The sequence below is a fragment of the Cupriavidus phytorum genome, assembly GCF_003254285.1.
Taxonomy (GTDB): Bacteria; Pseudomonadota; Gammaproteobacteria; order Burkholderiales; family Burkholderiaceae; genus Cupriavidus; species Cupriavidus phytorum.
This window is the reverse complement of sequence record NZ_QKZN01000003.1, coordinates 312,519-330,766: the sequence shown is the minus strand read 5'-3', so window position 1 is coordinate 330,766 and position 18,248 is coordinate 312,519. Positions and strand designations below refer to the sequence as shown.

Annotated in this window: 18 protein-coding genes; 4 read left to right on the top strand and 14 right to left on the bottom strand. The window is 70.3% G+C overall.

What is annotated here, in order from left to right; all coding sequences use genetic code 11:
• The first annotated feature begins 61 nt into the window (after window positions 1-61).
• Complete coding sequence (locus tag C7416_RS09920; RefSeq protein WP_111518658.1) at window positions 62-757, top strand: transglycosylase domain-containing protein; 696 nt, start codon at window positions 62-64, stop codon at window positions 755-757.
• A 10-nt stretch (window positions 758-767) separates the two neighbouring features.
• On the opposite strand, the gene C7416_RS09915 is transcribed toward C7416_RS09920, so the two are convergent.
• From C7416_RS09915 to C7416_RS09895, 5 genes are read right to left on the bottom strand one after another with little or no spacing between them, the layout of a single operon-like run.
• A complete protein-coding gene (locus C7416_RS09915; RefSeq protein ID WP_018008943.1) occupies window positions 768-992 on the bottom strand; it encodes a formate dehydrogenase subunit delta in 225 nt (74 codons plus the stop codon).
• On the bottom strand, window positions 989-1,852 hold the full coding sequence (gene fdhD / locus C7416_RS09910; RefSeq protein WP_373424923.1) for a formate dehydrogenase accessory sulfurtransferase FdhD: 864 nt from the start codon (window positions 1,850-1,852) through the stop codon (window positions 989-991). Before fdhD ends, C7416_RS09915 begins: the two co-directional genes overlap by 4 nt.
• Window positions 1,853-1,878: 26 nt before the next feature.
• Complete coding sequence (gene fdhF, locus C7416_RS09905; protein WP_111518654.1) at window positions 1,879-4,758, bottom strand: formate dehydrogenase subunit alpha; 2,880 nt, start codon at window positions 4,756-4,758, stop codon at window positions 1,879-1,881.
• Window positions 4,759-4,793: 35 nt separating this feature from the next.
• Complete coding sequence (locus C7416_RS09900) at window positions 4,794-6,356, bottom strand: formate dehydrogenase beta subunit (protein WP_111518652.1); 1,563 nt, start codon at window positions 6,354-6,356, stop codon at window positions 4,794-4,796.
• On the bottom strand, window positions 6,353-6,910 hold the full coding sequence (locus C7416_RS09895) for a formate dehydrogenase subunit gamma (RefSeq protein WP_111518650.1): 558 nt from the start codon (window positions 6,908-6,910) through the stop codon (window positions 6,353-6,355). The genes C7416_RS09900 and C7416_RS09895 overlap by 4 nt, the downstream gene beginning before the upstream one ends.
• A 160-nt stretch (window positions 6,911-7,070) precedes the next feature.
• Here C7416_RS09895 and C7416_RS09890 point away from each other — a divergent pair, with 160 nt between their 5' ends.
• Window positions 7,071-8,171 carry a substrate-binding domain-containing protein gene (locus C7416_RS09890; protein WP_111518648.1) on the top strand — a complete coding sequence of 367 codons (1,101 nt, stop codon included), beginning with the start codon at window positions 7,071-7,073 and terminating at the stop codon, window positions 8,169-8,171.
• Here the strand turns inward: C7416_RS09890 and fdxA are convergent.
• The gene (fdxA, locus tag C7416_RS09885; RefSeq protein WP_111518646.1) at window positions 8,168-8,497 is read right to left on the bottom strand and encodes a ferredoxin FdxA; all 330 of its coding nucleotides are present in this window, start codon (window positions 8,495-8,497) and stop codon (window positions 8,168-8,170) included. The two genes, C7416_RS09890 and fdxA, sit on opposite strands and share 4 nt — an antisense overlap.
• A 148-nt stretch (window positions 8,498-8,645) precedes the next feature.
• The gene (locus C7416_RS09880) at window positions 8,646-9,113 is read right to left on the bottom strand and encodes a hemerythrin domain-containing protein (RefSeq protein WP_111518644.1); all 468 of its coding nucleotides are present in this window, start codon (window positions 9,111-9,113) and stop codon (window positions 8,646-8,648) included.
• 371 nt (window positions 9,114-9,484) lie between these two features.
• Between C7416_RS09880 and C7416_RS09875 the strand changes: the two genes are divergently transcribed.
• Both C7416_RS09875 and C7416_RS09870 read left to right on the top strand, forming a co-directional pair.
• Window positions 9,485-10,132 (top strand): recombinase family protein, encoded by a 648-nt coding sequence (locus tag C7416_RS09875; RefSeq protein ID WP_111518635.1) that lies wholly within the window; start codon window positions 9,485-9,487, stop codon window positions 10,130-10,132.
• Between the two features lie 61 nt (window positions 10,133-10,193).
• Window positions 10,194-10,607, top strand: a complete 414-nt coding sequence (locus C7416_RS09870; protein ID WP_111518633.1) for a hypothetical protein — start codon at window positions 10,194-10,196, stop codon at window positions 10,605-10,607.
• Between the two features lie 15 nt (window positions 10,608-10,622).
• On the opposite strand, the gene C7416_RS09865 is transcribed toward C7416_RS09870, so the two are convergent.
• The 7 genes from C7416_RS09865 to C7416_RS09835 all read right to left on the bottom strand — a co-directional run bounded on the left by C7416_RS09865 (window position 10,623) and on the right by C7416_RS09835 (window position 18,071).
• The gene (locus tag C7416_RS09865; protein WP_111518631.1) at window positions 10,623-11,570 is read right to left on the bottom strand and encodes a glycosyltransferase family 4 protein; all 948 of its coding nucleotides are present in this window, start codon (window positions 11,568-11,570) and stop codon (window positions 10,623-10,625) included.
• Complete coding sequence (locus C7416_RS09860) at window positions 11,563-12,564, bottom strand: glycosyltransferase family 9 protein (protein ID WP_232344495.1); 1,002 nt, start codon at window positions 12,562-12,564, stop codon at window positions 11,563-11,565. The genes C7416_RS09865 and C7416_RS09860 overlap by 8 nt, the downstream gene beginning before the upstream one ends.
• Before the next feature lie 125 nt (window positions 12,565-12,689).
• Window positions 12,690-13,676 (bottom strand): glycosyltransferase family 2 protein, encoded by a 987-nt coding sequence (locus tag C7416_RS09855; RefSeq protein WP_111518629.1) that lies wholly within the window; start codon window positions 13,674-13,676, stop codon window positions 12,690-12,692.
• A complete protein-coding gene (locus C7416_RS09850) occupies window positions 13,663-15,444 on the bottom strand; it encodes a carbamoyltransferase family protein (protein ID WP_111518627.1) in 1,782 nt (593 codons plus the stop codon). The genes C7416_RS09855 and C7416_RS09850 overlap by 14 nt, the downstream gene beginning before the upstream one ends.
• Entirely contained in the window at window positions 15,425-16,666 is a 1,242-nt protein-coding gene (locus tag C7416_RS09845) for a glycosyltransferase family 9 protein (RefSeq protein WP_111518625.1), read from the bottom strand. The genes C7416_RS09850 and C7416_RS09845 overlap by 20 nt, the downstream gene beginning before the upstream one ends.
• Window positions 16,663-17,304 (bottom strand): D-glycero-alpha-D-manno-heptose-1,7-bisphosphate 7-phosphatase, encoded by a 642-nt coding sequence (locus C7416_RS09840; protein WP_111518623.1) that lies wholly within the window; start codon window positions 17,302-17,304, stop codon window positions 16,663-16,665. Before C7416_RS09840 ends, C7416_RS09845 begins: the two co-directional genes overlap by 4 nt.
• A complete protein-coding gene (locus tag C7416_RS09835; RefSeq protein WP_373424922.1) occupies window positions 17,301-18,071 on the bottom strand; it encodes an SDR family oxidoreductase in 771 nt (256 codons plus the stop codon). Before C7416_RS09835 ends, C7416_RS09840 begins: the two co-directional genes overlap by 4 nt.
• Window positions 18,072-18,248: the final 177 nt, after the last annotated feature.

The following is an 18,248-nucleotide window of genomic DNA, read 5'->3' as shown; positions in this document are numbered from 1 at the left end:
CCCGCAAACCCGAAAACCGGGGGCTCGCGCGGGGCGCGCGGCGGCTGGCACAATACGCGCCATGAAACGCCTGTGCTCCGCCCTGCTCAAGCTGCTGCTGCTCGCCGCGATCGGCGGCGCGCTGCTGGCCGCCATCGCCATCCTCGCCGCCGACCGGCAGCTGCCGTCGCTCGACGCGCTCACCGCCTTCCGCGATACGCCGGACTACGTGCCCATTGACAGGATGCCGCGCGCGCTGACCGAGGCCGTGGTGGCGATCGAGGACGAACGCTTCTACCTGCATGACGGCATCGACTATGTCGGCGTGATCCGCGCGGGCGTGGCCAACCTGTCGGACGAGCTGTCTCAGGGAGCGTCGACCATCACCATGCAGGTGGCGCGCAATTTCTACCTGTCGCGGGAAAAGACCTACACCCGCAAGCTGTACGAGGTGCTGCTGTCCTACCGGATCGAAAAGACCCTGAGCAAGGACGAGATCCTCGAGCTGTACCTGAACAAGATCTACCTGGGACAGGGCGCCTACGGCTTTGCCAATGCCGCGCAGACCTACTTCGGCAAGCGGCTGGACCAGCTGACGCTGGCCGAGTGCGCGATGCTGGCGGGCCTGCCGAAGGCGCCCTCGGCGAACAACCCGGTGGCCAATCCCCGGCGCGCGCGCCAGCGGCAGGTGTATATCCTGCAGCGGATGCTGGAGCTGGGGCGGATTTCGCGCGGCGAATACGACGGCGCCCTGCTGGAGCCGTTGCGCCTGCGCTGAGCCGCGCCGGCTACTCGAGCATGGCGCGGTGCCGGCCCAGCGCCTCGCGCACGATCTCCAGCAGCCCGCTGCCGGCGTCGGCATCGACATGCCCCAGCAGTGCCCGGCGCATGCGCGGTTCCCAGAAGCGCTTGATATGCCCGGCGATATCCGCGACCGCCTCCTCGCGATCGGGCATGGCCTCGAAGAAGCTGCCGATCTGGTTGGCCATGGTGACAAGGTTATCGATCTTCATGCCAGGCTCTCTTGGGTGCTGCCGTGCTGCAGCCGTTGGGGATGGGCATAGACCACATGCGCGCCGGCGCGCACGAAGCCAGCCAGGGTGATGCCGGCCTGGTCGGCCAGGCGCACCGCCAGCGCGGTGGGGGCGGACACCGCCGCCAGCACGCCTGCGCCGATCGCGGCTGTCTTCAGCACCATTTCATAGCTGGCGCGGCTGGTCACCAGCACCGCGCCGCCGGCGATGTCTTCACCGCTGCGGGCCAGCGCGCCGGCCAGCTTGTCGAGCGCGTTGTGGCGGCCCACATCCTCGCGCACCAGCGCGACATGGCCGTCGGCGCGCAGCCACGCGGCGGCATGGGTCGCGCCGGTATGGCGCTGCAAGGCCTGGCGCAGCTGCAGCTGCACGAAGGCCGCCTGGATCACGTCGGTATGGAAGCTCGCCGTGCTGCGCACCGGCGCCGGCGTGCGCATCACCTGTTCCAGCGATTCGGTACCACATAGCCCGCAGCCGGTGCGCCCGGCCAGCGTGCGGCGCCGGTCCTTAAGCCGCATGAAGGCTTCCGAGGCGATCTCCAGCTGCACGGCGATGCCGTGCGCGCGCGTGTCGACCTCGATGTCGTAGACCTCGCGCGCGCTGCCGACGATGCCCTCGCTCAGGCTGAAGCCCAGCGCGAAGTCTTCCAGGTCGGCCGGCGTCGCCAGCATCACCGCATGCGAGATGCCGTTGTACTCCAGCGCCACCGGCACCTCCTCGGCGACCTCGTCGGGTCCCAGCATCAGCTCGCCGCCGCGCCAGCGGTTGACGGCGAAGGTGCTGTGGGTCGCGGTTGCGGCGTCCTCCGCCGCGGCCGGATCGCGTTCCGGCGACTGCATGCAACGCATCTCGCGTAGCCCTCCGTTCAGCTCGCGGCCTGCGCCGGGTCGGCGCTGGCCGCCTCCAGCAGCCGCAGCTGCGTGGCGTTGAAGTCTTGGTACTGGCGCTGCCATGCCGACGGCTGCGCCACCGGCAGCACCTGCACCGCGGTGACCTTGTACTCGGGGCAGTTGGTGGCCCAGTCGGAGTTGTCGGTGGTGATCACGTTGGCGCCCGACTCCGGGAAGTGGAAGGTGGTGTAGACCACGCCCGGCTGCATGCGCTCGCTGACAATGGCGCGCAGCACGGTGTCGCCGGCACGGCTCTGCACCCCGACCCAGTCGCCGTCCTTGATGCCACGCTCTTCAGCATCGTGCGGGTGGATCTCGAGCCGGTCCTCGGCATGCCAGTGGACGTTGTCGGTGCGCCGCGTCTGCGCGCCGACGTTGTACTGCGACAGGATGCGACCGGTGGTCAGGATCAGCGGGAAGGCGCGCGTGACCTTCTCGGTGGTGGGCACGTACCTGGTGATGATGAATTTGCCCTTGCCGCGCACGAAGGCATCGATATGCATGGTCGGCGTGCCTTCCGGCGCGTCGGCATTGCACGGCCACTGGATGCTGCCCAACTGCTCCAGGCGCTGGTAGCTGACGCCGGCGAAGGTCGGCGTCAGCCGCGCGATCTCGTCCATGATCTCGGACGGGTGCCGGTAGTCCATCGGGTAGCCGAGCGCATTGGCCAGCAGCATGGTGGCCTCCCAGTCGGCATAGCGCGCCTTGGGCGGCATCACCTTGCGCACGCGCGAGATGCGGCGCTCGGCGTTGGTGAAGGTGCCGTCCTTTTCCAGGAAGGACGAGCCCGGCAGGAACACGTGCGCGTACTTGGCGGTCTCGTTCAGGAAGATGTCCTGCACCACGATGCATTCCATCGACGACAGCGCCTCGGACACGTGCTGGGTGTTCGGGTCCGACTGCACGATGTCCTCGCCCTGGCAGTACAGGCCCTTGAAGCTGCCGGCCAGCGCGGCCTCGAACATGTTGGGGATGCGCAGGCCCGGCTCGGGGCTGATCTCGACATTCCAGGCGTCCTCGAACAGGCCGCGCACGGTCGAGTCCGACACGTGGCGATAGCCCGGCAGTTCATGCGGGAACGAGCCGATGTCGCACGAGCCCTGCACGTTGTTCTGCCCGCGCAGCGGGTTCACGCCGACGCCCTCGCGGCCGATATTGCCGGTGGCCATGGCAAGGTTGGCGATGCCCATCACGGTGGTGGAGCCTTGCGCATGCTCGGTCACGCCCAGGCCGTAGTAGATCGCGGCGTTGCCGCCGGTCGCGTACAGGCGCGCCGCCCCGCGCAGCTGGTCGGCGGGAATGCCGGTGACGCTCTCCATGGCCTCGGGCGAGTTCTCCGGCAGCGCGACAAAGTCGCGCCACTGCCCGAACGCGCGATCCTCGCAGCGCTCGGCGATAAAGGCTTCGTTGAGCAGGCCCTCAGTGACGATCACGTGCGCCAGCGACGTCACCAGCGCGACGTTGGTGCCGGGGCGCAGCTGCAGGTGGAAGTCGGCGCGGATATGCGGCGAATTGACCAGGTCGATGCGGCGCGGGTCGACCACGATCAGCTTGGCGCCGGCACGCAGGCGCTTCTTCATGCGCGAGGCAAAGACCGGGTGGCCGTCGGTCGGGTTGGCGCCGATCACCATGATCACGTCGGCCTTCTCGACCGACTTGAAGGTCTGCGTGCCCGCCGATTCGCCCAGGGTCTGCTTCAGCCCGTAGCCGGTCGGCGAATGGCATACGCGCGCGCAGGTGTCGACGTTGTTGTTGCCGAACGCGGCGCGCACCAGCTTCTGCACCAGGTAGCCTTCTTCGTTGGTGCAGCGCGACGACACGATGCCGCCGATCGAGTCCTTGCCGTGTTTGGCCTGGATGCGCCTGAATTCGGACGCGGCATAGTCGATCGCCTCTTCCCACGACACCTCGCGCCACGGGTCGGTGATCTTCGCCCGGATCATCGGCTTGAGGATGCGGTCCTTGTGCGTGGCATAGCCCCAGGCAAAGCGGCCCTTGACGCAGGCGTGGCCCTCGTTGGCCTTGCCGTCCTTGTACGGCACCATGCGCACCACTTCATTGCCCTTCATCTCGGCCTTGAACGAACAGCCCACCCCGCAATAGGCGCAGGTGGTCACGGTGCTGTGCGAAGGCTGGCCCAGCTTGATGATGGAAGTCTCGGTCAGCGTCGCGGTCGGGCACGCCTGCACGCAGGCGCCGCACGAGACGCAGTCCGACTCCATGAACGGCTGGCTGGTGCCGGGCGAGACGCGGGAATCGAAGCCGCGGCCGCTGATGGTCAGCGCGAAGGTGCCCTGGGTTTCCTCGCAGGCGCGCACGCAGCGGTTGCAGACGATGCACTTGGAGGGATCGTAGGTGAAGTAAGGATTGGACTCGTCCTTCTCCATCCGCGTGTGCGTGGCGATCGGGGCCGATTCGGGACCGCCGTCGTTGTAGCGCACTTCGCGCAGGCCGACCACGCCGGCCATGTCCTGCAGCTCGCAGTTGCCGTTGGTGGGACAGGTCAGGCAATCGAGCGGATGGTCGGAGATATACAGCTCCATCACCCCGCGGCGCAGGTCGGCGAGCTTGTCGCTCTGGGTCTTCACCTTCATGCCGGCTTCGACCGGCGTGGTGCACGAGGCCGGATAACCGCGCCGCCCCTCGATCTCGACCAGGCACAGCCGGCACGAGCCGAACGCTTCCAGGGTATCGGTGGCGCACAGCTTGGGCACGGCGATCTGCGCCTCCATCGCGGCGCGCATCACCGACGTGCCGGCCGGCACGGTGACGCTGACGCCGTCGACCTCCAGGGTGACCATCTCGGTCGAAGGGCTGGCGGGCGTGCCGAAATCAATCTCGTTGCGGGCGTTCATGGCGGTTTGTCTCCCGTGTCTCTGACGGACCTGGCTCAGGCGGCCCTGGCCGGATTGGATGCGAGGCCGAAGTCCTCGGGGAATTCGTTCAGCGCGGACAGCACCGGGTACGGCGTCATGCCGCCCATCGCGCACAGCGAGCCGTTGAGCATGGTGTCGCACAGGTCGCGCACCAGCTGCACATGCCGCACCGGCTGCTCGCCGGCGATGATGCGGTCCATCACTTCGACGCCGCGGGTCGAGCCGATCCGGCACGGCGTGCATTTGCCGCACGATTCGATCGCGCAGAACTCCATCGCGTAGCGCGCCTGCTTCGCCATGTCGACGGTCTCGTCGAACACCACGATGCCGCCGTGGCCGACCACGCCGCCAAACGCGGCATAGGCTTCGTAGTCCAGCGGCACGTCGAAGCGCGACTCGGGCAGGTAGGCGCCCAGCGGCCCGCCCACCTGCACCGCGCGGATCGCACGGCCGCTGCGGGTGCCGCCGCCGTAGTCGACCAGCAGCTCGCGCAGCGTGACGCCGAACGCCTTCTCCACCAGCCCGCCGTGGCGGATGTTGCCGGCCAGCTGGAACGGCAGCGTGCCGCGCGAGCGGCCCATGCCGAAATCGCGGTAGTACTGCGCGCCGCGCGCCAGGATCACCGGCACCGTGGCCAGCGAGATCACGTTGTTGATCACCGTGGGCTGGCCGAACAGGCCCTTCAGCGCCGGCAGCGGCGGCTTGGCGCGCACCACGCCGCGCCGGCCTTCCAGGCTTTCCAGCAGCGCGGTTTCCTCGCCGCAGACATAGGCGCCGGCGCCCTTGCGCACTTCGAGATGAAAGCGCCGGCCGCTGCCGCGGATGTCGTCGCCGAGCCAGCCCGCGGCGCTGGCGATGCCGATCGCACTTTCCAGCACGGCGATTGCATGCGGATATTCGGAGCGGCAGTAGATGTAGCCCTGCTCCGCGCCCACCGCCAGGCCGGCGATGGTCATGCCTTCGATCAGCATGAAGGGATCGTCTTCCATCACCATGCGGTCGGAGAAGGTGCCCGAGTCGCCTTCGTCGGCATTGCAGACGATGTACTTGGTTGCGGACTGCGCGCCGAGCACGGTCTTCCACTTGATGCCGGTCGGGAACGCCGCGCCGCCCCGGCCGCGCAAGCCGGAGTCGGTGACCTCCTGCACGATCTCGGCGGGCGGCATCGCCAGCGCGCGTTCCAGGCCGGCGTAGCCCTCGTGCGCGCGGTAGTCGTCCAGCGACAGCGGGTCGGTGATGCCGACGCGGGCGAAGGTCAAGCGCTCCTGACGCTGCAGGAACGGGATCTGCTCGGTCGGGCCGTGCGCCAGCGCATGCGCGCCGCCCTGCAGCAGCCCTGCATCGAACAGGCCCGGCACGTCGGCCGCGCCGACCGGGCCGTAGGCTACGCGGCCGGCATCGGTCTGCACCTCGACCAGCGGCTCGAGCCAGAACATGCCGCGCGAACCGTTGCGCACGATGCGCACGGCTTCGCCGCGCGCGGCGGCTTCGCTGGCGATCGCGCGCGCGACCTCGTCGGCGCCCAGCGCCAGCGCGGTCGAGTCGCGCGGCACGAAGAGAGTGGTGACCTTGCTCATGCCTGCGCCTCCGTTTCTGCCGGGGTGGGCGGGGTGGCCGGGTTGGGCGACGCGCGCAGCGCGCGCACCAGCGCGTCGAAGCGCGCCGCATCGACATAGCCGTGCAGTTGCTCGCCGACCATCACCGCCGGGCCGCAGGCGCACTGGCCCAGGCAATAGACCGGCTCCAGCGTCACCTGCCCGTCCGCGCTGGTTTCATGGAAGCCGCAGCCCAGCGCGCGCTGCGCGTGCTCGGCCAGCGCCTCGGCGCCGACCGCCTGGCACGCCTCGGCGCGGCACACCTGCACCACGTGGCGGCCGGCGGGCTGCTGGCGGAAGTGATGGTAGAAGGTGATCACGCCATGCACCTCGGCGCGCGACAGGTTCAGCGCGCGGGCAATCACGGGCACGGCGGTGTCGGGGATAAAGCCCTGGGTGTCCTGGATCTCGTGCAGGATCGGCAGCAAGGCGCCCGGCATGTGCTGGCGTGCCGCGACGATGGCGGCGATGCGCGCGGCATCGGGCGATGCCGCGGCACCGGAGGCACGGGGTGCGTGGGGGGCGATGTCTGGCATGGCGTCTCCTGTGAGGGCTCGCCAGGACCGGCCAAAGTGCCTGCCGGATCCCGCTTATATGCTATTTTTTTCCTATTTCCGGGCTACCGGTTCGCCGTTTCGCCCGTTAGGCGGACTATATGAGAGTGACAGCGGGCCTTCAATAAGCTATTTTCTACATATGATCCGCATCTCGATCCAACCCCACCTGCAGATCCGGGACGACGCCCGGCCGGGCGCCGAGCCGCTCGACGTGTCGCGCCTGGTGGCCCTGCTCGGCCATATCGGCGAATCGGGCAGCATCAGCCAGTCGGCCCAGGCGGTGTCGCTGTCGTACCGCTATGCCTGGGGCATCCTGCGCGATGCCGAGGCGCTGTTCGGCGGCCCGCTGATCGACAAGACGCGCGGGCGCGGCAGCGCGCTGACGCCGCTGGCGCAGCAGCTGGTGTGGGCCAGCAAGCGGATCGGCGCGCGGCTGTCGCCGACGCTGGACAGCCTTGCGTCCGAACTGGAGATCGAGCTGAAGAAGCTGATGGCGCAGCCCGAGGCCACGGCGCGGCTGCATGCCAGCCACGGCTTCGCGGTGGCGGCGCTGCGCGACTTCCTCGACGAGCAGCAGGTGCGGCACGACCTGAAGTACTGCGGCAGCGTCGAGGCCGTGGCGGCGCTGGCCGAGGGCGCCTGCGACATCGCCGGCTTCCACGTGCCGGTGGGCGAGTTCGAGCATGGCATGTGGCGCCACTTCACCACCTGGCTCAAGCCCGAGACCCACTGCCTGGTGCACCTGGCGGTGCGCAGCCAGGGGCTGTTCGTGCGGCCGGGCAACCCGCTCGGCATCCATACGCTCGAGGACCTGACCCGGCGCGAAGTGCGCTTCGTCAACCGGCAGGTGGGCTCCGGCACGCGGCTGCTGCTGGACCTGATGCTGGCGGCGCGCGGCATCGACGGCGCGCGCATCGAGGGCTACAGCAACGGGGAATTCACCCACGCCGCGGTGGCGGCCTACATCGGCAGCGGCATGGCCGACGTGGGCTTCGGCGTCGAGACCGCGGCGCGGCGCTTCGGCCTGGCGTTCGTGCCGGTGATCAAGGAGCGCTACTTCTTTGCGATCGAGCGCGCCAAGCTGCGCAGCGCGGCGCTGGCCGGCGCGGTCGGGGCGCTGACCAGCGAGGCCTTCCGCCAGCGCGTCAACGCGCTGCCCGGCTATGACGGCACCCTGACCGGGACCGTGCAGACCTTGCCGGAAGCCTTCCCGGACTACCGCGACACGCCGCCGCGCTAGCGCCGCAGCAACGACAAGCGGTCAGGATGGCCGGCCCACTGCTCGTGGTCCGGTAGCGGTCCCTTCGCCTTCATCAGCGGAAGCCAGTCTGGCCGTCGCGACAGTTCGGCGTTGAGCGCGAGGAAATGGCGCTGGTCTTCCGGCAGGTCATGCTCGGAGTAGATTGCGCCGACGGGGCACAACGGCACGCACATCGAGCAGTCGATGCATTGGTCGGGATCGATGGCAAGGAAGTTCGGCCCTTCGTGGAAGCACGACATCGGGCAGACTTCGACGCAGTCGGTATGGCGGCACTGGATGCAGGCATCCGTCACGACAAAGGTCATGGGGCAATCACGGCACGGCGGGGAAAGTGGTGCGTGATGTTAACGGCCGGCCGGGGCGCGTGGAGCACCCCGGCTTGTGCGACTTCTTCAAATCCGCTGAAGCGGCGGGGCGCCGCGCCCGCCCGGCACCGCCGCAGTTACCGCAGCCTCAAGCGGTCTCGCGCATCAACTCTTCCTTGCGCGCGGCCATGGTCTGCGCCACATCGCGCAGCTCGACCTTTTCCTTGATCACGTTCTTGAACAGCTCGCCTTCCTCTTCCTCGACGTGGTGGGAGACATATTCCGACAGCACCGTGAAGTTGGCCTCGAGCATGTCGCCGGCGGGATCTTCCTCGATCGCGGCGATCAGGTCCTTGGCGACCTGGTGCTCGACCTGGGCCTCGTCCAGCATGTCATCGATTTCTTCGCTGACGCCCCGCAACGCCGGGTAAAAGATTTCTTCCTCGATGGTGGCGTGCACCGTGAGCTGGTGGCACACGTCAAGCGCGATCGATTCCTTCTCGTCGCGGTCCTCGGTGTCCTTGAACGCCTTGAACTGCTTCTTGACCGCGCGGTGGTCGTCCATCAAGGCACCGAGTGCCTCGGCCTGGTCTGCGGGGATCTTCGACTTGTCCACGGTTCTCTCCTGGTGGGGAGCCGGCACTCCGGCTTCGCCCCGCAAGGCAGGCAGGTTCCGTGCCCGCACCGCATCGGGCGCCGTGGCGCGCGCATGGCGGCCTGGCCTGCATGTCATTGCAATTCCTGCGCGAAGCCTTGTAATTGTGCCCGCGGCGGCGCGTGGGGCCGCGCATGGCGTCCTCGCATCGCCTTAGCGCGCCGGTATAGCGCGGGTATAGCGTTGCGCCGCTTTGATGGGGGCCGGCACGCGCGGCATGAAAGTTGCGGCAGCTACGGCAACCGTTGCGTTATCGCGCAACCCGCCGGAACAGAATCCTCTGTCCGGACCGCTCTCACCAGCGGGCGGCGCGCGCGCCGTCCGACACCATCATGCCGACCACCTTCCTCTACTCCAATTGCGCCGATGCTGCGTCGGCGGTCCAGGATGAACTGCAGGCCGCCAGCGCCGCCGGCTATGGCATCGACCCGCAACACGTGTTCTGGGAGGCTGCGCCCGCCTCGGTGCAGGCACTGCAGCGCCCGCGCCTGCGCGCGCTGCAGCACCAGGTGCAGCCCGGCGACGCGGTGGTTGCGCTGCGCCTGTGCAGCCTGGGCTGGAGCGTGCCCGAAGTGCTGGCCACGGTCCGGCGCTTCCGCCTGCTGGGCGTGGCGCTGTACTGCGTGCAGCTGTCGCGCGATGACCTCGCCAGCGCGACGCCGCCTGAAGCGGTCGAGGTATTGCGTGCAGTGGCCGCGCTGGAAGGCGCCACCCGCAGCGTGCGCGTGCGCGAGAGCCTGGCCGCGGCCAAGGCCATGGGGCGCCAGGTGGGCCGTCCACCCAAGCACACGCCCGAGCAGCGCCACGCGATCCTGAGCGCGCTGTCGGCAGGTTATTCGGTCAGCGAGACCGCGCGGCGCTTCAGCACGTCGCGCCAGACCGTGCTGCGGATCCGGGCGGCCGAGCCGCTGGCGCAGCGCGCGGCGGCCATCGCCCTGGCCGACGCCGAAGAACCCGCCACCGAAACGGCGACGGAATGAAACCCTCCGCCGCAACGCGCGGCACCGCTGTGCCGCGCCCGGCTATCTGTTGCGTGCTGCCATGACCGAGCGCCCGCCCAACGCCACGGAGCTGCCTGCGGCACTGGTCGATGCCACCGGGTCGCCCGACGCGACGCCGCTGCCCGCACGCTTTGCCAGGCCTACCCTGCTGCTCGAAACGCTGCTGGCGACGCGGCTGGAATTGCTCAGCCGCGACCACGGCTGGCCGCCGCATACGCTGGCGCAGCGCCGCGCCGTGCTGATGCGGCTATGGGACCAGCGCGCGCCGGGGCTGTTCGAGCAGGACGGCACCGCCGACAGCATCGAACGCTGCCTGCAGGCAGCGTTTGCCGAAGCGGCCGCCGGACGCCGGCTCGAAGCGGCGCTGCAGTTCAAGCGCGCGTACTACCTGGTGTGCTGCACGGCGTCGTCGGGAAGCCGCGCGCGGCTCCACGGCAACGGCGGGCCGGGCTAGCGGCACGTGCTGCGGTCACGCGCAGACCGCACGCAGCGTCTCGTCCCACTCCGCCACGAAGCGGCCGATGCCGAAGCGCTCGCGCGCCACCCGGCAGCCGCGCTCGCCCCACGCGCGCGCCAGTTCCGGATCGTCCAGCAGTTCGCGCATCACGCTGACCAGCACCTCGACGCGGGTATCGACATAGCCGTTGTTGCCGCTCTGGATCACGGTGGCCAGCTCGGTGGTGGCCAGGCCCACCACCGGCACCCCCAGCATCATCGCCTCCACCACGGCCAGCCCCAGGCTGGTGTAGCGGATCGGGTTGAAGAAGAAGCGGTAGCGCGCGACGAACGCCGCCAGGTCCGGGTTGGGTATCTCGCCCAGCCCGCCCGCCTCCTGCGCCGCCATCCCGACCAGGTCCAGCGGCACCTGCTCGCGCACGCGCGCGAACAGATCGGCGCCGAGCCGGCGGCCGCGGCGCGACAGGTGGTTGACCACGCTGATGCCGCGCGCCAGTTCGCCGCTGTAGCGCACCGCCTCGTCGACCAGCACGCCGTGCTCGATCACGCGGCACGGCGTGACGCCGCTATCCCACATCAGCGCGTTGAACGGCGTCACGTGCACCAGCAGCATCGACGGATCCTGCACCGGATGGCGCGTGTTGGTCGGGTGTTCCTGCGGCGGATCGTGTTCCAGGTAGATCGCCGGCAGCGCGCGCTGCGCGGCGCTGAGCAGGTCTGCGCGGTCATGCTCGTAATGGTGGCGGTGCTGGTACAGCACGCAGTCGAAGCGGCCGGCCGGGACCGCGTCGTAAGGCACCTCGTGCACGTTGGCGCCCCACGGCAACGCGCCGCCGACGCCGGCATAGCCGGGCGTGCCGTCATCGCGGGTGACCAGGTACAGCTCGTGCGGGATCTGCGACAGGTAATACAGGTAGTTCCCGTGCACGTGCCAGGTCAGGATGCGCAGCCGCCTAGCCATGGCCGCGCTCCCGGGCCGCCAGCGCGAGCGCGGCCTCCACCACGCTGGCCACGCTGATATTCGACGCGCACGGGTGCCCGGCAAGCGGGCAACGCTGGTGCATGCACGGACGGCATGGCGGCTGGTCGGCCAGCACGCGGTGCAGCGTGGTGTCGAGCGGCGCCCAGCGCGCGCTGTCGCTGCCGCACGAGACCACCACGCTGGGCGTGCCCACCGCGGCGGCAATATGCGAGGCGCCGGTGTCATTGCACAGCAGCAGGCGCGCGTCGCGGATCAGTGCGGCCAGCGTGCCCAGCGCGGTCTGCCCGCACAGGTTGACCACCGGCTTGCCCAGGCGCCGCGCCAGCTGCCCCACCAGCGCGGCCTCGTCGCGGCTGCCGGTCAGCACCACCTTCCAGTGGCGTCGCAGCGCGCGCCCGGCCTCGGCAAAGCGCTCCACCGGCCAGCGCCGCGACAGCATGCGCGCGCCCGCGTGCAGGCAGACGTATTCGCCGGCAACCAGCCCATGCTCGGCGGCCAGCAGCCGCCAGCTGGCGTGGTCAAGCGGACGCAGCGGAAACGCCAGGCTGCGGTCCGCGCACGGATAGCCCAGCGCCTGCATCAGCGCCAGCAGCCGCTCGACCTCGTTGCCCTGCGGCCACGGCACCAGCACGCCGGCGCGGCTGCAGCGCGCCGCGGCGGGGTCCGGACAGAAGCCGGCCATGCGCCGGGCGCCCAGCCGCTGCACCACGGCGTTGGTCAGCGCGCCGCTGCCGTGCAGCTGGATCGCCAGGTCGAAGCGCGCCGCGTGCGCGGCCGCGTAGAACGGGCCCGCCGCCGCTTCGGCGCAAGGTTGCTCGGGCATCCCCGGTGCGCCGGGAAAGACCATCAGGTCATCCACCAGCGCACTGAAGCGGGACACGAACTCCTGCGCCCACGGCAGGCCGATCAGCGTGATGCGGGCCTCGGGCTCGCCCGCGCGCAGCGCCCGCAGCGCCGGCACCGCGCACAGCATGTCGCCCAGCTGCAGCGCGCGAAACACCGCAATGCGCCGCACGCGCGCCGGCGCCGCGCGGCGTCGCGCCGCTTGCTGGGGATACCGGGCGAGGGGCAAGGCCGTGACCGGCTCGACGCGTGCGTTCATAGGAACACCACCCGGAAGGCCAGCGCGCCGCGCAGCCGCCAGTACAGCGACAGCGGCGGTATCAGCATCGAGGTTAACGCCATCTCGGCCACATGGGCCGGCGTCAGCGCCGCGCCGCGCAGGCGGCGCGCGCAGAATGCCGCGGTAAACCCGAGCCACAGCAGGCCCGCCGCCGCCGCCACGGCCGGCGCGCCCGCCAGCCATGCGATCGGCGCGGCCAGCAGCGCCAGCACCGTCACGTAGTAATGCCAGGGCGGCACGCGGCGGATACGCTGCCGGTACAGGCGCGGATGCTTCTTGTACAGCAGCGCGTCGAAGTACACCTTGGCCTGCGCGGCGACGCTGCTGCCCCATGCGGCCGGGCGCACCGGATGCGCCACCACGGCCGCGGGCGCGCGCCCCACCGGGCAGACCTGCTCGATCAGCCGGAACTGCAGGTCCGAATCCTCGCGCCACGCGCGCGTGAAGCGCTCGTCGAAGCCGCCGATGCGCAGCAGCGCGTCGCGCCGGACAAAGCAATTGGCGGTGACGAACTCGGCGTGCGCAAGGCCGCCGGTATCGCGCTCGTGGTCGGTCGGCCGCGCGGGCAGCGGCACGTGCACGGTTCCGGCCACGGCGCAGCATTCCGGCTGCTCCGCGAGCGCGGCGCAGCCCGCTTCGAGCCAGCCCGGATCCGGCACGGTGTCGTCGTCGGTAAAGGCAATCACGGACGCGCCCGCGCGGCGCCAGCCCGCATTGCGCGCGCCCGACGGCCCCTGCGTGCCCGGCACCGGCACATAGCGCAGCGCATGGTGCGGATGCTGCGCAGCCATCAGCGCCACCAGCCGTTCGATGCGGGCCTCGCAGCCATCGTCGGCAACGATGATCTCGTATGCCTGCGCGGGCAGGCGCTGCGCGCACAGCGCCTGCAGGCAGCGCGCCAGCAGCGCCGGCCGGCGCCAGGTGGGCACCACCACCGCGACCCTGGGCTCAGGCCTGTCCATGGGCGCCTCCCGTCTGTCCCTGGGCGCCTCCGGCGCCGGGTTTCTCCAGCAGGAACGGGCCGATCACCAGCGCATCCAGCGGCGAAGTCCAGAAGCACTCGACCGCATCGCGCGGCGTGCAGACGATGGGCTCGCCACGCGTATTGAACGAGGTGTTGACCAGGATCGGGACGCCGGTGCGGCGCTCGAACGCTGCCAGCAGATCGTAATAGGCCGGGTTCTGCTCGCGGCGCACGGTCTGCACGCGCGCGGTGCCGTCGACGTGGCAGACCGCCGGGATGCGCGCCGCCTGCTCGGGGCGCACGTCGTAGATGAACAGCATGAACGGCGCTTCGCCGCGGCCGGGCTTGGCCGCGCTGAACCACTCTGGCGCGCGCTCCTGCATCACCACCGGCGCCACCGGGCGGAAGTCTTCGCGATCCTTGATCTGGTTCAGCCGCTGCTGCATGCCGGGATCAATCGGGGAAGCCAGGATCGAGCGCGCCCCCAGCGCGCGCGGGCCGAACTCCATGCGGCCCTGGAACCAGCCGATGATCTTGTTCTGCGCCAGCAGCTCGGCGGTCTGCCCGGCCAGGTCGTCGAGCCGGCGGTAAGGCAGCTTGGCCCAGTCGAGGAAGGCGGCGATCTCGTCCTCGCCATACGCCGGGCCGAGGTAGGCGTGTGCCATCGACCATTGCCGCGCCGGACGTCCGCGCTGCAGGAAGTCGATCCACAGCGCCGCGCCCAGCGCGGTGCCGGCATCGCCCGCGGCCGGCTGCACCCAGACCTCGTCGAACGGACTCTGGTCGCGCACGCGCGCGTTCATCACGCAATTCAGCGCCACGCCGCCGGCCATGGCCAGCTGCCGTTCGCCGCTGGCCTCCGCCAGCCAGGTGGTCATGCCGACCACGGTTTCCTCCAGCACCTCCTGCAGCGAGCGCGCGATATCGAAATGGGCGGCGCCGAAGGCCTCGCCGCGCTGGCGCGGCGGGCCCAGCAACGCTTCCAGGTCGGGCTGCGCCACGCGGTAGCCGCCTTCGGCATCGCGCCTGACCATGTCGCGGAACACGCCGAGATGCGCGGGCTTGCCGTAGGAGGCGAGCGCCATCACCTTGTACTCGTCCGACGAATGCAGGAAGCCCAGGTGGCGCGTGACGCGTTCGTACAGCAGGCCGAGCGAGTCCGGCAGGTCGATCTGCTTGATGCGCCGGTACTCCTTGCCGTCGAACACGCCGTAGCTGGTGGTGGCGCGTTCGCCGCGGCCGTCCATGGTCAGCACCGCGCAGCGCGCGAACGGCGCCGCCAGGAAGGCGCTGGCTTCATGCCCCATGTGGTGCTCGACGAAATGCCAGCGGAACGGCCCGTCGTGGCGCACGCCGCGAAAGCGCGCGGCCAGGTGGTGCGGCGCGCCGCTGGCCAGTTGCCGCGGCGCGTTGACCACGTACGACAGGAACAGCGGATCCCACGGCGACTCGTGCCCACTGGCGGCGCCGTGCGCCGACGGCTCCAGCGGCAGCGTCACGGTGGCGTCATGCCGGCGCGCGCCCAGCATCAGCGCGGGGTCGAACGCGTAGGCGACATGGTCGACGTCGCGCAGCGCGATGCCGGCCTCGCCCAGGCAATAGTCGATGGCGTGGAACGGCAGCTCCCACGCCGTGAACGGCACCGGGCGCTTGCCGTGCTTGATATGGGTGAAGCGCTCGTCCTCCGCCGCGGCGATGACCTCGCCATCGCGCACCAGGCAGGCGGCGGAGTCATGGTAGGCGGCGTTAATGCCAAGGGTGTACATGGTCGGCCTCGTCGTGTGGGAGGTGGCGGGTTGCACCGTCGTCCGGCATCGCCGGCACGGCATCGAACTCGGCTGGCGCCGCTGCGGCCGCGCCCGTGCCCGGCCACGGCAGTTCGACCGCGGGCAGGCTGTCGGGAGTGCCGCCCAGCAGCGCCAGCGCGGCCTGCACCGCGTGCGCGGCCGGCACGTCTTCCAGGCAGCGATGGTGTCCCTGCGGACACATGCTCTTGTAGCAATAGCGGCACGGCACATCGGCGAACAGCGTGCGGTGCGGCACCTGCCACGGCGTGTGCTGCGGGTTGGTGAGCGCGTACAGGTCCACCACCGGCGTGCCCAGTGCGGCGGCCAGGTGGACCGGCCCGGTGTTGTTCGACACCAGCAGGTCGGCGGCTTCCAGCAACGCGCCCATTTCCCCCAGGCGCAAGGCGCCGGCGAGCGGCACCACGCGCGCGTGGCCGGCGGCGGCACAGACCGCGCGCACGATGTCGTGCTCGGCGGCATCGCCGGTCACCAGCACGTGCGCGCCGGCCTTCACCGCCAGCGCGTGCGCTACCTGGGCAAAGCGCGCCGGCGGCCAGCGCCGCGACGGCGCGCTGGCGCCGGGATGCACCACTACCACCGGCCCGCTGCGTCCGCCGCGGATCGCGGCCAGGCGCCCCGCGACCGCGGTGCGGTCCGACGCCAGCACGCGAAAACGCAGGCGCGTATCGCGCGGGACCGCGCCCACCCGCGCCACCAGGTCGAGCTGGCGCTGCGCTTCGTGGCGCGGACGCGGGCCCGGTTGCGTGCCTGGCTCGGTGTCGGGAATCCAGTCGCTCAGCAAGGTGTAGGGATTCTCGCGGCAACAGGCCAGCCGCAGCGGAATGCCTGCCAGCGCGCACAACACCGCGGCGGGCAAGGGGCTCTGGCTGTAGACGGTAAAGATCACCGCCGCGTCGAATCGGAAGCGCGCCAGCCAGCGCGCGCAGGCGGCAATCTCCGGCCCCGGTGCCGGCGCCGCCTGGGCCTCGGCGTGCTTCGCCCAAGGGGCGTCCCAGGCCAGTACGCGGCTGATCATCGGCAGGTGCGGGGCCAGCGCCGCCGCGCTGTGCGAGGTCAGCAGCGTCAGCCGGCGGCCCGGCAACGCATCGGCCAGGGCCTGCATCGCCGGCGTGCTCATCAGCACGTCGCCCATGTTGTCGAGGCGCACGCACAGCACGCTGCGCGCGGATTGCCAGTTCATGGCGCCTCCGCATGGCATGGCGACGCGTCCACCGATGCTGCCGCGCCGGCGTGACTTGCGGCCCGGATGCGTGCCACCACCAGGCGCGCAGCGGCGTCCAGCGTGGGCACCACGTAATCCGCCTGGCGCGCGGGCGACAGCTGCCATTCGGTCTCGTTGCCGCAGTCGACCAGCACGGTGGTGCAGCCTGCGCGGTTGCCGGCCTCGACGTCATTGAGGATGTCACCAATCATCCAGGACCGCGCCAGGTCGAGCCGCATGGCCGCGGCCGCCTGCAACAGCAGTCCGGGCATGGGCTTGCGGCACAGGCACGCGCGCGCGTAGGGCGCCACCTGGCCTTCGGGATGATGCGGGCAATACAGGAAGCCGGCCAGCGTAGCGCCATGCTCGGCAAACATCGCCGCCAGCCGTTCATGCACGGGCACCAGTTCGGCCTCGGTATGCAGGCCATGCGCCACCCCGGGCTGGTTCGTCACCACCACCAGCGGCAAGCCCAGGCCGCCCAGCAGCCGCAGCGCGGCGGCGGCGCCTGGCGCAAGCCGCATGCGCGCCGGATCGACGTTGTAGGGAACGTCCTGCAGCACGGTGCCGTCCTTGTCGAGCAGCACGGCCGCCCGTAGCGCGGGCGCGGGGCTCATGGCCACGAGGTCTCCTTCATGGGCAGCACCATCACCTCGGGGATCACGGTTTCTTCGGGCTGCGTCAGCACGAAGCGCACCGCGTTGGCGACATTGGCCGGATCCTGCAGGTTGCCCTGGTCGATGTCGGGAAAGCGGTCAAGCAGGAAAGGCGTGCGCATGCCACCTGCGACGATGGCCGACACCTTGATCCCGTGCGGCCGCAATTCCGCATGCAGCGCGTGCGAGAAGCCCAGCAGTCCCCATTTGGTAGCGTGGTAGGCCGAGGCATTGGGCCACGCGCGCTTGGACGCGGTCGACGCGATGTTGACGATATGCCCCCCGCCCTGCGCCTTCAGCACCGGCACCGCGGCATGCGCCATCAGGTAGGGACCGTACAGGTTGACCATCAGCACCTTGCGCCAGGTCTCGGCGTCGACTTCGTCCACCGGCAGCGTGATGTCGATGGCGGCGTTGTTGACGATGCCGTCGAGGCGCCCGCCGCGCGCGCGCACGGCTTCGAAGGCGGAGCGCACGGAAGCGGGGTCGGAGACATCCAGGTGCAGCGGCCACGCCTGCGCGCCGGCCTCGGCCAGCCCGCCGGCGCTGTCGCGCGCAAGCTTGTCGTCGATATCGGCCACGATCACGGCGGCGCCGGCCGCGCTCAGCGTGCGGCAGATGGCGGCGCCCAGTCCCCGGCCCGCCCCGCTGACGAGATAGGTGCGGTGCTGCAGCGGCATGGCGGCCTCGGTGTGCGCGGCGGCTCGTGGCGAATGCGAAGTTGGCATGGTGGTTCCCTGGCGATCGGTAGGTGGTGGACTGTGATTCGGACGACGAGCGGACAACGAATCGGACGACGAATCGGACATCGGCGCTGGCACCCTGTCGGCTGCGGCATGCCGCGACCGGGACAGGCGTTGCCTGGTGCGCAGGCTTGCTGCCGGTGCGAAATGTGTGCCAACAGT

Bases quoted from the DNA above. Each gene is read 5' to 3' on its own strand.
- C7416_RS09920 (WP_111518658.1), top strand. From the start codon at position 62: ATGAAACGCCTGTGCTCCGCCCTGCTCAAGCTGCTGCTGCTCGCCGCG.
- C7416_RS09895 (WP_111518650.1), bottom strand. From the start codon at position 6,910: ATGCCAGACATCGCCCCCCACGCACCCCGTGCCTCCGGTGCCGCGGCA.
- fdxA (WP_111518646.1), bottom strand. From the start codon at position 8,497: ATGACCTTTGTCGTGACGGATGCCTGCATCCAGTGCCGCCATACCGAC.
- C7416_RS09875 (WP_111518635.1), top strand. From the start codon at position 9,485: ATGCCGACCACCTTCCTCTACTCCAATTGCGCCGATGCTGCGTCGGCG.
- fdhF (WP_111518654.1), bottom strand. From the start codon at position 4,758: ATGAACGCCCGCAACGAGATTGATTTCGGCACGCCCGCCAGCCCTTCG.
- C7416_RS09840 (WP_111518623.1), bottom strand. From the start codon at position 17,304: ATGAGCCCCGCGCCCGCGCTACGGGCGGCCGTGCTGCTCGACAAGGAC.
- C7416_RS09915 (WP_018008943.1), bottom strand. From the start codon at position 992: ATGAAGATCGATAACCTTGTCACCATGGCCAACCAGATCGGCAGCTTC.
- C7416_RS09845 (WP_111518625.1), bottom strand. From the start codon at position 16,666: ATGAACTGGCAATCCGCGCGCAGCGTGCTGTGCGTGCGCCTCGACAAC.
- C7416_RS09870 (WP_111518633.1), top strand. From the start codon at position 10,194: ATGACCGAGCGCCCGCCCAACGCCACGGAGCTGCCTGCGGCACTGGTC.
- C7416_RS09835 (WP_373424922.1), bottom strand. From the start codon at position 18,071: ATGCCAACTTCGCATTCGCCACGAGCCGCCGCGCACACCGAGGCCGCC.
- C7416_RS09860 (WP_232344495.1), bottom strand. From the start codon at position 12,564: ATGCTGTGCGCGGTGCCGGCGCTGCGGGCGCTGCGCGCGGGCGAGCCC.
- C7416_RS09850 (WP_111518627.1), bottom strand. From the start codon at position 15,444: ATGTACACCCTTGGCATTAACGCCGCCTACCATGACTCCGCCGCCTGC.
- C7416_RS09855 (WP_111518629.1), bottom strand. From the start codon at position 13,676: ATGGACAGGCCTGAGCCCAGGGTCGCGGTGGTGGTGCCCACCTGGCGC.
- fdhD (WP_373424923.1), bottom strand. From the start codon at position 1,852: ATGCAGTCGCCGGAACGCGATCCGGCCGCGGCGGAGGACGCCGCAACC.
- C7416_RS09890 (WP_111518648.1), top strand. From the start codon at position 7,071: ATGATCCGCATCTCGATCCAACCCCACCTGCAGATCCGGGACGACGCC.
- C7416_RS09865 (WP_111518631.1), bottom strand. From the start codon at position 11,570: ATGGCTAGGCGGCTGCGCATCCTGACCTGGCACGTGCACGGGAACTAC.
- C7416_RS09900 (WP_111518652.1), bottom strand. From the start codon at position 6,356: ATGAGCAAGGTCACCACTCTCTTCGTGCCGCGCGACTCGACCGCGCTG.